Source organism: Mycobacterium sp. (genome assembly GCF_032162105.1).
Taxonomy (GTDB): domain Bacteria; phylum Actinomycetota; class Actinomycetes; order Mycobacteriales; family Mycobacteriaceae; genus Mycobacterium.
This window is the reverse complement of record NZ_JAVRPS010000611.1, coordinates 1-13,052: the sequence shown is the minus strand read 5'-3', so window position 1 is coordinate 13,052 and position 13,052 is coordinate 1. Positions and strand designations below refer to the sequence as shown.

The following is a 13,052-nucleotide window of genomic DNA, read 5'->3' as shown; positions in this document are numbered from 1 at the left end:
TGACGGTCGAGACGGTCGAGGAGTCGCTGGACAAGGCGGCCGTTCGCTATGACCGCGACGGCGATCAGCACTACGACGTGATCAGCGCGTTCATCAAGTCGGTCCGCGGGTCCGACGTGGACGCCGCCCTGCACTACCTGGCCAGGATGCTGACGGCGGGGGAGGACCCCCGATTCATCGCGCGCCGGCTGATGATCCTGGCCAGTGAGGACATCGGGATGGCCGATCCGACCGCGTTGCCGACGGCGGTCGCGGCCGCGCAGACCGTGCAGCTGATCGGACTTCCCGAAGCGCAACTCACCCTTGCGCACGCGACGGTGCACCTGGCGTCGGCGCCGAAGTCGAACGCGGTGACGACGGCATTGGGGGCCGCGATGGCGGACATCAAGGCAGGCAAGGCGGGTCTGGTGCCGCCGCACCTGCGCGACGGCCACTACTCCGGAGCCGAGAAGCTGGGCAATGCCGTCGGTTACAAGTACGCCCACGATGATCCCGATGGTGTTGTGCCCCAACAGTATCCGCCAGACGAGGTGGTGGGCGTCGACTACTACCGGCCCACCTCGCACGGTGCCGAACGCGATATCGCCACACGGCTCGACAAGCTGCGCGCCATCATCCGCAAGAAGCGCTGAGCGTTTCGGCGAAATGACCCCTTGACACCCGCGTGCAGGCCTTCTACGTTGGTAGTCAATCAATTGGTTGATCAATGAGAAAGTTGACGATTGAGAAGTGACGAAGAGGCGGAGACGGGGCTGGACCGTGCCTTTCTGGCGCTGGCCGACCCGGTCCGGCGGGCCATCGTGGCGAGGTTGTCGCGCGGTCCGGCGACGGTCAACGAGTTGGCCGCACCGTTCGACATCACGAAACAGGCAGTGTCCAAGCACATTCAGGTGCTCGAACAGGCCGGCCTGGTCACCCGCAGTCGGGATGCCCAGCGCAGGCCGGTGCACCTGGACGCGGCGGCACTGGAGCGGCTGACGGCCTGGATCGACCGATACCGGCTTGACGCCGAACGCAACTACCGCCGGCTGGACGGCCTGCTGGCGGCGATGACCGAACACGGCAATGAACACGACAAATGAGGGAGTGACACCATGACGAACGCACTCAACCTGGTGGCGCCGGTCGACACGCTGGCGATGGAATTCACTCGCGACTTCGACGCGCCGGCCTCGGCACTATTCCGTGCCCACGCTGATCCAGAGCTCGTCAAGCGGTGGCTTGGGCCGCGCGACCTCGAAATGACGATCGAGCACTGGGACTTCAAGACCGGTGGCGGCTATCGCTACGTGCACGAGAACGAGCATGGCAAGTTCGGCTTCAACGGGGTGTTCCACAAGGTGCGGGACAACGAATTCATCATCCAGACCTTCGAATTCGAGGGTGCGCCAGACATGGTGAACATCGAGTTCATGTGGTTCGAGGACCTCGGCGACGGGCGCAGCAGACTGCGGGGCCGGTCCATCTGCCCGAATGTCGAGGCCCGCGATGGGCTGCTGTCGTCCGGCATGGAAGGCGGCATGACCGAGGGCTACGAGAAGCTCGACGAGCTGTTGAAATCACTTTGATGGACTGGACGCTCGAGGTCGTGGTGGTGCCGGTCGCTGACGTCGACCGGGCCATCGCGTTCTACCGCGACCAGGTCGGGTTCCATCTCGATCACGACACCCACGCCGGAGCCATGCGATTCGCCCAGCTGACACCGAAGGGCTCGGGCTGTTCGATCGTGCTGGCCGACCCGCCGACGATGGAGCCGGGCTCACTGAAGGGCGTGCAACTGGTGGTCTCCGACGCATCGACTGCCCGACGGCAGCTCCTCGCCAATGGCGTTGCCGCCGGGGACATCAGCGTCGTCGACGATCGTGACGGGGGCACGATGTCGAGTTCGCGGACCCCGACGGCAACGCCTGGGTGGTGCAGCAGATCAGGGTGCGGGCGGACAAGCCCCTACTGCCCCAGGTTGATTAGCGGCGCAGTAGTCCGGAACGACGGCGTCCCATCACGCCAGTCCGGCGGCGGCCGATGGTGCCGGACACCAGGGCCACACCGAGCGCGGCCACGGCGACCTGTACGAAGAGTTCCAGCCAGTCGATGCCATTGGTGACAGTCGGGATTCCGAGCGCGCGGGAAAGCACGGTACCGAGGAAGGCCCCGACGATGCCGACGACAACGGTGAGCAGCATGGAAATGTTCTGCCTCCCAGGCAGGACGAGTCGGGCGAGTACGCCGACGATTGCGCCGACGATGATGGCGATGATGATGCCGGTAAACGTGATGGTCATTTCTCCTCCAGGAGTATGTGATGAATCAGCAATACCCCTGGCCCGCAGATATAAACGACCGCGTCAACAGCGGGGCCGCAAATGCAGGATCGGCAACCTCCGGTCAGGTCATCTCGGGCACCCGCAGATGGGCCAGCGCCAACTCGAATTCGCATTCGTCGACCTCGGTGGCACCCGCCTTGCGGACCGACTCGGTCTTGAGTGCCCTCGCCCGGTCCCGGTTGCTTTCCATGGCGTCACGGCTGCTGAACGATACCGAGGACACGCCGCGTCCCGATCCGCGGTCGACCAGCAGGCTGGCGCTCCGGAACCCGTCCAGGTGCTCGACCTCTGGCAGCACCGAGGTACGGAAGTACTCGATACCCGCATCCAACTGGTCGGGGGGGAGGGTGACCCAGGTGGCCCGCACGCAGGCACCGGTGTCGGAGCTGTGCTCACGGTGCAGAACGGCGATCTCCCACGCTTCGACCATCGCGCTGCCCCCGAACACCTCCGCGGCCCGATCACGAATCGGCCGAATACGGTCGGCGCTCTCGCGCTGGGCCTCGTCGGTTTCCCAGGCGCTGGTGGCAATGCACCGACCGGACTCCCGGTCGACCACCAGCGACAGGCCAACGTAGCCCTCCATGTCCTGCAGCGCTGGCATCACGTCATCGCGAACGTATGCAATTCCGGCGTCGATGGACGACGGTTGCGCCTGAATAGTGGTAGTTCGTGCGTACACGATCCACCCCCTTGTCGGGTTGGGGCGGCGCCCCGGTGGCGCCACCGGTCCATTCATTACTGTCCTCCGCCGGGTTTGCCGAGGCAATGGCTCCTAGGGTGAAGATGTGGACAGCGATGTGATCGACGTCGACACCGCGCGGCGGCGAACAGTGGACCTCACCGATGCGGTGCGGGCGTTCTGCGCCGACCGGGGTGATGGGCTCTGCAACGTATTCGTCCCGCACGCGACCGCAGGCGTGGCCATCATCGAGACGGGCGCCGGATCCGATGACGACCTGATCGACACGCTGGAACGCCTGTTGCCCCGCGACGACCGCTACCGGCACTCCCACGGTGCACCGGGCCCTTGGCCTTGCCGACCTGGGGGCACCCCCGCTTGCGGGGGAGTTCTGCCCGCCATCGTGTCGCCGTCGGTGACGGTGCCGGTGCAGAGCGGCAAGCCGCTGCTGGGGACGTGGCAGAGCGTGGTGCTGGTCGACCTCAACCGTGACAATCCCCGCCGCTCGGTGCGGTTGAGCTTCATCGGCGGCTGAGCGGGCACCAGGTGGGCGCTCTGGTCGTTGCGCTTTCAGGCACCGGACCGCGGACCGGTACTGTAATGCGGTCGAGAACCTCCAGCATTTAAGGACAGCAGCACGTGCAGACACACGAGATCAGGAAGCGCTTCCTCGATCACTTCGTGAAGGCGGGTCACACCGAGGTGCCGAGCGCATCGGTCATCCTCGACGACCCCAATCTGCTGTTCGTCAACGCAGGCATGGTGCAGTTCGTGCCCTACTTCCTCGGCCAGCAGACACCGCCGTGGAAGCGCGCGACCAGCGTGCAGAAGTGCATCCGGACGCCGGACATCGACGAGGTGGGCATCACCACCCGGCACAACACCTTCTTCCAGATGGCCGGCAACTTCTCGTTCGGCGACTACTTCAAGAAGGGCGCCATCGAGTTCGCCTGGACGCTTCTGACCAACCCGCAGGACCAGGGCGGCTATGGGTTCGAACCCGAAAGGCTGTGGGCCACCGTCTATCTCGACGACGACGAGGCCATCGCGCTGTGGCAGGAGGTGGCCGGTCTGCCACTCGAGCGCATCCAGCGCCGCGGCATGGCCGACAACTACTGGTCGATGGGCATCCCCGGGCCGTGCGGACCGTCATCGGAGATCTACGTCGACCGCGGACCGGAGTACGGGATCGAGGGCGGCCCCGAGGCGAACGAGGACCGCTACATCGAGATCTGGAACCTCGTCTTCATGCAGAACGAGCGCGGCGGGGGCACCTCGAAGGAGGACTTCGAAATCCTGGGGCCGTTGCCGCGCAAGAACATCGACACCGGCATGGGCGTCGAGCGGGTGGCGTGCCTGCTGCAGGGCGTCGACAACGTCTACGAGACGGACCTGCTGCGTCCGGTCATCGACCTCGTCGCCGGAATCGCCCCGCGCGGGTACGGCGTCGGCAACCACGATGATGACGTGCGCTACCGGATCATCGCCGACCACAGCCGCACCGCGGCGATCATCATCGGCGACGGCGTAAGCCCCGGCAACGACGGCCGCGGCTACGTGCTGCGCCGCCTGCTGCGCCGGGTCATCCGGTCGGCCAAGCTGCTCGGCGTCGACACCCCGATCGTCGGCGAGCTGATGGTCACCGTGCGCGACGCGATGGGCCCTTCCTATCCCGAACTGGTCACCGACTTCGACCGGATCCAACGCATCGCCGTGGCCGAGGAGACCGCGTTCAATCGCACCCTGGCATCGGGTTCGCGGCTGTTCGAGGACGCGGCCGACGCGACGAAGTCGTCTGGCGCCACGGTGTTGTCGGGCACCGACGCGTTCACCCTGCACGACACCTACGGCTTCCCGATCGAGCTGACCCTGGAGATGGCCGCCGAATCGGGGTTGAGCGTCGACGAGGAGGGCTTCCGCGGCCTGATGGCCGAGCAGCGGCAGCGTGCCAAGGCCGACGCCGCCGCGCGCAAGCACGCCCACGCCGACCTCACCGCCTACCGCGAACTGGTCGACGCAGGCCCGACGGAGTTCACCGGCTTCGACGAGCTCAGTTCCGAGGCAACGATTCTGGGCATCTTCGTCGACGGCAAGCGGGTTCCCGTCGTCGCGCACGGTGGCGAGAACCTGGCCGCCGACCGCGTCGACCTGGTACTCGACCGCACCCCCCTCTACGCCGAGTCCGGTGGCCAGATCGCCGACATCGGTTCCGTCAGCGGCACAGGCTCAAGCCAAGCCGCGAAGGCCGCCGTCACCGACGTGCAGAAGATCGCCAAGACGCTGTTCGTGCACCGCGTCACCGTCGAGTCCGGCGAGTTCGTCGAGGGTGACACCGTGGTCGCGGCCGTCGACCCGAAATGGCGTCACGGCGCCACCCAGGGCCACTCCGGCACGCACATGGTGCACGCCGCACTGCGACAGGTGTTGGGCCCCAACGCGGTTCAGGCCGGCTCCCTGAACCGGCCGGGCTACCTGCGGTTCGACTTCAACTGGCAGGGCGCGCTCAGCGACGAGCAGCGCGACCAGATCGAGGTGGTCACCAACCAGGCCGTCGAGGCCGACTACGCCGTGAACACGATGTACACCAAGCTCGAGAAGGCCAAGGCGATGGGTGCGATGGCGCTCTTCGGCGAGGCCTACCCCGAGGACGTCCGACTGGTAGAGATCGGCGGCCCGTTCTCACTCGAACTCTGCGGTGGCACGCACGTGCACAACTCCGCCCAGATCGGGCCGGTCACCATCCTCGGCGAGTCGTCGGTGGGCTCAGGGGTGCGACGGGTTGAGGCGTACGTGGGCCTCGACTCGTTCAAGTATTTGGCCAAGGAGCGGGCGCTGATGGCCGGGCTGGCGTCGTCGCTGAAGGTGCCCTCCGATGAGGTGCCCGCCAGAGTGGCCAACCTCGTCGAGCGGCTGCGGGTGGCCGAGAAGGAACTGACGCGTGTCCGGCTGGCGAACGCGCGGGCCGCCGCGGTGAACGCCGCTGCCGGCGCCGAGCAAGTCGGTAAGGTCCGTCTGGTGGCACAGCGGATGGCCGGCGGTATCTCGGCTGCCGACCTGCGCAGCCTCGTCGGCGACATCCGTGGCAAGCTCGGATCCGACCCCGCAGTGGTGGCGCTGATCGCCGAGGGCGAGGGTGATTCGGTGCCGTTCGTGGTGGCGACCACCCCCACCGCCCAGGACCTCGGCCTGTCGGCCAATGACCTCGTCAAGACGCTCGGCGCAGCCGTGAACGGCCGCGGTGGCGGCAAGGCCGACCTCGCGCAGGGGTCCGGCAGCGGCGCCGCCGGCATCGACACGGCGCTCGCCGCGCTCCGTGCCGAGGTGGCACGGAGCCAGCGGAGCTGACTGAGTGGGCCAGACCGAAGACCGTCTGCCGGACCGGCCGGGGGGCGATGACCCGGGACGCGGGCGCCGGCTCGGCATCGACGTGGGCACCGTCCGCATTGGTGTGGCCACCAGCGATCCCGACGGGATTCTCGCCACCCCGGTGGAGACGGTTCGGCGCGACCGCACCGACAAGCACGTGAAGCGACTGGCCCGGCTGGTCGAGGAACTGGACGTGGTAGAGGTGGTGGTGGGACTGCCTCGCACCCTCGCCGAGCGGACCGGGCCGTCGGCCGTCGACGCGATCGCCGTCGCGGACACGCTCGCGGCCCGCATCGCGCCGATACCGGTGCGGCTGACCGACGAGCGTCTGACCACGGTCACCGCGCAGCGGTCGCTGCGCGAGGCCGGCATCAAAGCGAAGGGACAGAGGGCGATGATCGATCAGGCCGCCGCGGTTGGCATTCTGCAGACCTGGCTGGACCAGCGGCGCGCCATTCTGGCCGACCGCGCCGGAGCGGCCGATGCCTGACGACTGGGTACGCGAGCGCACTGAGCCGGTGTCGGTCGGCAGGCCGCGTCGCGGCATGAGTCGCACCGAACGTGCCCGCGCGGCGCGCAACCGCCGCAAGCGCAGGACGGTCACCGGATTCGCGGTGGCCGCCCTGATCGTGCTCGTGGTCGGCACCGTCTTCCTCGGCTCCCGCCTCTGGCACGGGCTGTTCGGTGCCGGGGACGACTACCAGGGAGGCGGCGTGAACGACGTCGTCATCGAGGTCCGCAACGGCGACTCCACGACGGCGATCGGCCAAACGCTGCTCGACCACGAGGTGGTGGCGACCGTGCAGGCCTTCGTGAACGCTGCCGCGGGCAACGCCGCGATCTCGTCGATCCAGCCCGGGTTCTACAAGGTGCGCACCGAGATCCCCGCAACGAATGCCGTTGCGCGACTTGCCGATGCGCACAACCGGGTCGGGCGGCTGGTGATCCCCGAAGGCCGTCAGCTCGACGACATCGCCGACGTCAAGACCAACGACGTCACGCAGGGCATTTTCACCCTGATCTCCGAAGCCACCTGCGTCCAGCTCGACGACAGCAAGGAGTGCGTCAAGGCTGACGATCTCAAGCAAGCCGCGGGTTCGGCGGAGCCGTCGGCGTTGTCCATCCCGGACTGGGCGCTCGATCCGATCAAGGGCCTCGGCAACGACCACCGCCGCATCGAGGGGCTGATCGCACCGGGCACCTGGAACGTCGACCCGTCGGCGTCGGCGCAGGACATCCTGTCCACTCTGATCGCCGCGAGCAGTCGGCAGTACGAGCAGGAGGGGCTGCTGGACGCGGGCAAGGCGTCCAACTTGTCGCCGTACCAGATCCTGACCGTGGCGTCGCTGGTGCAACGCGAGTCCAAACCCCAGGACTTCGCCAAGGTGGCCCGGGTCATCTACAACCGGCTCGCCGAACCCGAGCACAACCGCCTTGAGTTCGATTCGACGGTGAACTACCCGCTGGATCGTCAGGAGGTGGCCACCACCGACGCAGACCGCGGCCAGAACACACCGTGGAACACCTATGTGCGCGAAGGCCTTCCGGCGACGCCGATCTGCTCGCCCGGCCAGCCGGCGCTGGCCGCCGCGGAGAACCCCGAGCCCGGTGACTGGCTGTACTTCGTCACCGTCGACATGACCGGCACCACGCTGTTCACCCGGGACTACCAGCAGCACTTGGCGAACATCGAACTCGCCAGGCACAACGGTGTCCTCGACAGCGCCCGATAGCGGGCCGCGCCGGGCCGCGGTGCTGGGGTCGCCGATCGCGCACTCCCGCTCGCCGCAGCTTCACCTCGCGGCCTACCGTGCGTTGGGCCTGACCGACTGGACCTACGACCGCATCGAATGCACCGCCGACGAGTTGCCTTCGCTGGTGGGCGGTTTCGGCCCCGAGTGGGTGGGGGTGTCGGTGACCATGCCTGGCAAGTTCGCCGCGCTGGAGTTCGCCGACGAACGCACGACCCGTGCCGAACTCGTCGGTTCGGCCAATACGTTGCTTCGGACCCCCACCGGGTGGCGCGCCGACAACACCGACGTCGACGGCGTCACGGGCGCGGTGGGTGCGGTGCTCGAGGGGAATCCATCCGACCTCGCGCGGGCAGCCGTGCTCGGCTCGGGCGGTACCGCGCCCGCAGCGCTCGTCGGGCTGGTGGAGCTCGGGGCGGCCGACGTGTCGATCGTCTCCCGCGATCGCGACAAGGCCGAGCCGCTCTTGGCCCTCGGTGCCCGGCTCGGCGTCGCGGTGCGGTGGGTCGCGCTGGGCACCCCGGTCGGCGACATCGATGCCGTCGTCAACACCCTGCCTGCGGGCGTCGCGGCAGAGCACGCCGCCACGGTCGCGGAGGCGTGGCTATTGCTCGACGCGATCTACGAGCCATGGCCGACGCCGTTGGCGGAGGTGATCGCCGCCGCGGGCGGCTGGGTGGTCAGCGGCCTGGAGATGCTGCTGCATCAGGCCTTCGCCCAGGTGGAGCAGTTCACCGGGCGACCGGCGCCGAAAGAGGCGATGAGCGCCGCCCTCGGCTGACGTTAGCCTTCGAAGATGGGGGCGGGGGTGGCCTGCGTTGGCGTGCTGGCCTGGTTCACGGCGTTGACCGTGTACGACGTAAGGCAGCGACGGCTACCCAACGCGCTGACATTGCCCGGCGCCGCGGTGGTACTGGCCGTCGCGCTGGCCACCGGTCGCGGCGCGCCTGCACTCATCGGGGCGCTCGCCTTGGCGCTGTTCTACCTCGCCGTGCACCTGGTGGCGCCTGCGGGCATGGGCGCGGGCGACGTCAAGCTGGCGATCGGCGTCGGTGCGCTCACCGGATCGTTCGGCGTCGACGTCTGGGTCTTGGCGGCCATGGGCGCTCCGGTGCTGACCGCGATCTGGGCGGTGGCCGTTGCGTTCCGGGGCAGGGCCGCCACGGTGCCGCACGGTCCATCGATGTGCGCGGCCGCTGCCGCCGCGGTCGCCATCGTGATTATCTAGTTGCGGACCGGGTTACGTTCATTCGATGGAGATGATCGGCTCGCGGCAACGCACCCAGCCCGCGCCACCGTGGGCGATCTTCGACGACCTCTGCGATCCGAATCGCCAACCGTGCCGCCCGTGGCTGAACCTTCTCGACGACGAAATCGCCCCGGTAGTCCTCGAATCCGATCGGCCCGGACATGTGGTCTGGTCATCGCTGTGGGTCAAGCGGCCCGATGCGCGCCTGCACTTCGACCTTTCGGTTAGGCGCGACGGCACCGATCTGCGCTGGGCCCTCTACGTCGACGAACGGGTGCCGGCCGCGAGCCTCACCGGGCACATGCGCAAGCGAATCGGTGAACTCATCAACGCCAACCTGCGATATACCTACGGCCAGTAGTCCAGTGCCGTCACACGCAGGCGACTACGACCCGTAGTTCACCGTGATGGTGCCGTCCTTGTTTACGCCGGTGTGCGGCAATGGATCTTGTCTCACGACCCGTGCGCGGTTCTGATCGCCTGCACCCGGCACGTCGTCGCCCTTGTTAAAGTGTCCGACGAACCCTGCTTCGTTCAGCTGTTGCAAGGCGTCGGCGTAGAACAGTCCCGTGAGGTCCGGCGTGGGGATCTGATTGCCCTTGGACACCTGCACCTGGATCAGGGCGTCCAGCGGCGTGATCTCACCGGCGGGCGGAAGCGTTCCCACCACCTGGCCCGCGGGCTGGATGCTGTCGACGGGGACCTGGATCGTCTTGGTGAACTTGGCGGCGCTGAGGACGATTTGGGCGAGGTCCCATGTCTGTCCGGCGACCGGCGGCACCGGCGTGGTCCCCGGCCCCGCGCCTACGACGATGGTGATCTCGTTGGTGATCGCCGACGAGGAACCGGCCGGCGGATTGGTCTCCATCACCCGGTCCTTCTGCTCGGGGCTCGACTCCTTCGGGGCTTGCACGAGCTTCTCGAAGCCGGCGTCCTCGAGCTTGCTCGCGCACTCGCTATACGTCGCGTTCAGGCAGTCGGGGACCTGCTGCTGCGCGGTGCCCATCGAGACATTGATCGTGATGTCATCACCTGCGCTGACGGCGGAGTTGGCGTCGGGTTCAGTGTTGATCACGATGCCTTGCGCCGCCGTGGCGTCGGGTTTCGGCTGGACGCTGACGTTGAAGCCGCGGTTCTCCAGGGTCGCTCTGGCCTCGGCCAGTGATTGGCCGTGCACGTCGGGCACCCGTTGGTTGCGTGAGTTGGCGCCGATGACGTTGATCCCGACGGTCACCACGACGGCGATCACCGCGAGCATTGCGACGGCGATGAGCCATCGACGGATCGACCCGCCGCGCCCGGGAATGCGTTCGGTGGGCTGTGTGTCCCCGCCGCGGGAGGGCGGCGGCGATGACAGCAGGTTGGTGCGGTCGGCGTCGGTGAACACCTTCGGAGCAGTGGGGGCCTCGCCGCTGTGCACGCGGATGAGGTCGGTGCGCATGTCCGCGGCGCTCTGATACCGGTTCTCGGGGTTCTTGGCCAGCGCCTTGAGCACGACGGCGTCGAGCTCGGGGGAGATGGCGCCGTGGCGCTGGGACGGTGGGGTCGGGTCCTTGCGGACGTGTTGGTAGGCCACCGCGACGGGTGTGTCACCGACGAAGGGGGGATCGCCGGTGAGGATTTCGTAGAGCACGCAGCCCAGCGAGTACACGTCGGAACGGGCGTCGACGCTCTCGCCGCTGGCCTGTTCGGGGGACAGGTACTGCGCGGTGCCGATGACGGCGCCGGTCCGGGTGACGGGGGTTCCGCTGTCGGCCAGCGCGCGGGCGATGCCGAAGTCCATCACCTTGACCGCGCCGGCGTTGCTGATCATGATGTTGGCGGGTTTGACGTCGCGGTGGATGATGCCGTGCTGGTGGCTGAAGTTCAGTGCCTGACACGCATCGGCGATGACCTCGATGCCACGTCGGGTGTCCATCGGGCCGTCGTTTTGCACGATGTCGCGCAGTGTGACGCCTTCGACGTACTCCATCACGATGTAGGGCAGCGGCCCGTTGGGGGTTTCGGCCTCGCCGGTGTCGTAGACCGCGACGATAGCGGGGTGGTTCAGCGCCGCGGCGTTCTGGGCTTCCCGGCGGAACCGCAGGTAGAAGCTCGGGTCGCGGGCCAGGTCCGCGCGCAGCACCTTGACCGCGACGTCGCGGTGCAACCGGACGTCACGGGCCAGATGGACTTCCGACATGCCACCGAAACCGAGGATCTCACCGACTTCGTAGCGATCGGACAGGTGCTGAGGAGTGGTCATCGCCATATCTGTTCTGAGTCCGAGCGTAGCGGTGACGATGGTTTCCCACCGGCGGCCGCTCGCGCCGCGCGCTCCACGCGGTCACGATGCGCGGCCCACCACGTCGGGTCCTCCGAGGGCAAGTTGTGTTCGTCGGTGCGCAGCCCGGCGGCACCGTCGATGAGCTCCCGTACGACGTCCGCGTGGCCAGCGTGCCTGCTGGTCTCGGCGAGCATGTGCACCAGGATGCGATGCAGTGTGACGGTGCGACGGCCCTCCGGCCACGATGCGACCTGGCCGACGGCGTCGAGGTCGAGGTCATCGATCGTCGCGTCGGAGTGCGCACATGCACGCACGTAGTGCCCGACGATCTCCGCACGCGATTCGTCGGCGGTCGCCCACATGTCCACGTTTGGTTCGGCGTCATCGGTGAGCCAGTGCGGCGGCTCGGGAATCGGGCGTCCGAAGGTGTATCCGAAATAGCCGATCTCGCAGCCGGTTAGGTGCTTGACCAGACCAAGGAGGTTGGTGCCGGTCGGCGTCAGCGGACGCCGAGCGTCGTATTCGGACAGCTCGCTGAGCTTCCACGTCACCGCGTCCCTGGAGTTCTGCAGATAGCCATGCAGGTCTGCCTTTAGATCACGGGCATCCATGAGGAGAAGCTACTGGCCCACGCCAAGGTGGTGAGCTCGCACGGCTGGAAATACGGTTGGCCGATGTCCACCCGTGGCGCCACCCCCGCCGACCTCGATGCCATCGCCGAGATCTACGCGCACTACGTCGCCACCAGCGTCGCCACGTTCGAACTGGACCCACCGGACGCCGCCGAGTGGCGCCGCCGGTTCGCCGCGATCGCCGACGCAGGCCTGCCGTTCCTGGTCACCGAGCGTGACGGGGCGATCGCCGGGTACGGGTACTGCGGGCCGTGGAAGTCCCGGCCCGCCTACCGCGCGACCGTTGAGGACTCCGTCTACGTTGCGCCTTCCGCCATCGGGAAGGGGTGCGGCACCGAATTGGTGCGCGATCTCCTCGACGCCTGCAGCGCGGCGGGCGTCAGGGAGGTGATCGCGGTGATCGCCGACACGGGCGACCCGGCCTCGGTCGAGTTGCACCGCCGGTGCGGCTTCGTCGACGCCGGACGGCTGACCCGTGTGGGCTTCAAGCACGGCCGGTACGTGGACACGTTGCTGCTGCAGCGCACGCTGGCTTGAGACGATTACGTCCGGAATTCCCCGGCGTGGGAAGATGGGACGCGTGTTGCGATGGATAACTGCCGGTGAATCGCACGGCCGCGCCTTGGTGGCCGTGGTCGAAGGCATGGTCGCGGGCGTAAGCGTCACCACCGAGGACATCGCAGGCGAGCTGAAACGCCGTCGCCTCGGCTACGGCCGCGGCGCCAGGATGAAGTTCGAGGCCGACGAGGTCACCGTGCTGGCCGGGGTCAGGCACGGACTCA

The 13,052-nt window shown here is 67.7% G+C and carries 16 protein-coding genes and 1 pseudogene; 13 read left to right on the top strand and 4 right to left on the bottom strand.

Features of this window, described 5'->3' with window-relative positions; all coding sequences use genetic code 11:
- The 4 genes and pseudogenes from QOC69_RS31160 to QOC69_RS31145 all read left to right on the top strand — a co-directional run.
- A partial coding sequence (locus QOC69_RS31160) for an AAA family ATPase (RefSeq protein ID WP_526446366.1) occupies positions 1-632 on the top strand: 632 nt, incomplete at its 5' end.
- A gap of 90 nt (positions 633-722) precedes the next feature.
- A complete protein-coding gene (locus QOC69_RS31155) occupies positions 723-1,082 on the top strand; it encodes an ArsR/SmtB family transcription factor (protein WP_526446365.1) in 360 nt (119 codons plus the stop codon).
- A gap of 12 nt (positions 1,083-1,094) precedes the next feature.
- Complete coding sequence (locus QOC69_RS31150) at positions 1,095-1,568, top strand: SRPBCC family protein (RefSeq protein ID WP_526446364.1); 474 nt, start codon at positions 1,095-1,097, stop codon at positions 1,566-1,568.
- Positions 1,568-1,968 (top strand): annotated as a pseudogene (locus QOC69_RS31145) (VOC family protein). Before QOC69_RS31150 ends, QOC69_RS31145 begins: the two are co-directional and overlap by 1 nt.
- Here the strand turns inward: QOC69_RS31145 and QOC69_RS31140 are convergent.
- Both QOC69_RS31140 and QOC69_RS31135 read right to left on the bottom strand, forming a co-directional pair.
- Positions 1,965-2,276, bottom strand: coding sequence for a GlsB/YeaQ/YmgE family stress response membrane protein (locus tag QOC69_RS31140; RefSeq protein ID WP_526446368.1), 312 nt, complete (start codon positions 2,274-2,276; stop codon positions 1,965-1,967). The pseudogene QOC69_RS31145 and the gene QOC69_RS31140 overlap by 4 nt on opposite strands.
- 109 nt (positions 2,277-2,385) lie before the next feature.
- Positions 2,386-3,006: a hypothetical protein gene (locus QOC69_RS31135; protein ID WP_526446363.1), complete on the bottom strand. Its 621-nt coding sequence runs from the start codon at positions 3,004-3,006 to the stop codon at positions 2,386-2,388.
- A gap of 118 nt (positions 3,007-3,124) precedes the next feature.
- Between QOC69_RS31135 and QOC69_RS31130 the strand changes: the two genes are divergently transcribed.
- From QOC69_RS31130 to QOC69_RS31100, 7 genes are all read left to right on the top strand, one after another.
- Complete coding sequence (locus tag QOC69_RS31130) at positions 3,125-3,541, top strand: YjbQ family protein (RefSeq protein WP_526446367.1); 417 nt, start codon at positions 3,125-3,127, stop codon at positions 3,539-3,541.
- A gap of 104 nt (positions 3,542-3,645) precedes the next feature.
- Positions 3,646-6,351 (top strand): alanine--tRNA ligase, encoded by a 2,706-nt coding sequence (alaS, locus tag QOC69_RS31125; RefSeq protein ID WP_526446362.1) that lies wholly within the window; start codon positions 3,646-3,648, stop codon positions 6,349-6,351.
- Between the two features lie 4 nt (positions 6,352-6,355).
- Positions 6,356-6,862 carry a Holliday junction resolvase RuvX gene (gene ruvX, locus QOC69_RS31120; protein WP_526446361.1) on the top strand — a complete coding sequence of 169 codons (507 nt, stop codon included), beginning with the start codon at positions 6,356-6,358 and terminating at the stop codon, positions 6,860-6,862.
- Positions 6,855-8,105: an endolytic transglycosylase MltG gene (locus QOC69_RS31115; protein ID WP_526446360.1), complete on the top strand. Its 1,251-nt coding sequence runs from the start codon at positions 6,855-6,857 to the stop codon at positions 8,103-8,105. The genes ruvX and QOC69_RS31115 overlap by 8 nt, the downstream gene beginning before the upstream one ends.
- On the top strand, positions 8,083-8,904 hold the full coding sequence (locus QOC69_RS31110) for a shikimate dehydrogenase (protein WP_526446359.1): 822 nt from the start codon (positions 8,083-8,085) through the stop codon (positions 8,902-8,904). Before QOC69_RS31115 ends, QOC69_RS31110 begins: the two co-directional genes overlap by 23 nt.
- Before the next feature lie 15 nt (positions 8,905-8,919).
- On the top strand, positions 8,920-9,351 hold the full coding sequence (locus QOC69_RS31105) for a prepilin peptidase (protein ID WP_526446358.1): 432 nt from the start codon (positions 8,920-8,922) through the stop codon (positions 9,349-9,351).
- A 25-nt stretch (positions 9,352-9,376) separates the two neighbouring features.
- Entirely contained in the window at positions 9,377-9,733 is a 357-nt protein-coding gene (locus QOC69_RS31100) for a hypothetical protein (protein WP_526446357.1), read from the top strand.
- A 24-nt stretch (positions 9,734-9,757) separates the two neighbouring features.
- Here QOC69_RS31100 and pknB read toward each other — a convergent pair whose 3' ends face one another.
- Together pknB and QOC69_RS31090 are read right to left on the bottom strand one after the other, a co-directional pair.
- Complete coding sequence (gene pknB, locus QOC69_RS31095) at positions 9,758-11,617, bottom strand: Stk1 family PASTA domain-containing Ser/Thr kinase (RefSeq protein WP_526446356.1); 1,860 nt, start codon at positions 11,615-11,617, stop codon at positions 9,758-9,760.
- Positions 11,614-12,249, bottom strand: coding sequence for a DinB family protein (locus tag QOC69_RS31090; RefSeq protein ID WP_526446355.1), 636 nt, complete (start codon positions 12,247-12,249; stop codon positions 11,614-11,616). The genes pknB and QOC69_RS31090 overlap by 4 nt, the downstream gene beginning before the upstream one ends.
- A gap of 63 nt (positions 12,250-12,312) precedes the next feature.
- On the opposite strand from QOC69_RS31090, the gene QOC69_RS31085 reads away from it, so the two are divergent.
- Both QOC69_RS31085 and QOC69_RS31080 read left to right on the top strand, forming a co-directional pair.
- Positions 12,313-12,807 (top strand): GNAT family N-acetyltransferase, encoded by a 495-nt coding sequence (locus QOC69_RS31085; protein ID WP_526446354.1) that lies wholly within the window; start codon positions 12,313-12,315, stop codon positions 12,805-12,807.
- A gap of 43 nt (positions 12,808-12,850) precedes the next feature.
- The coding region (locus tag QOC69_RS31080) for a chorismate synthase (RefSeq protein WP_526446353.1) at positions 12,851-13,052 on the top strand (202 nt) is incomplete at its 3' end.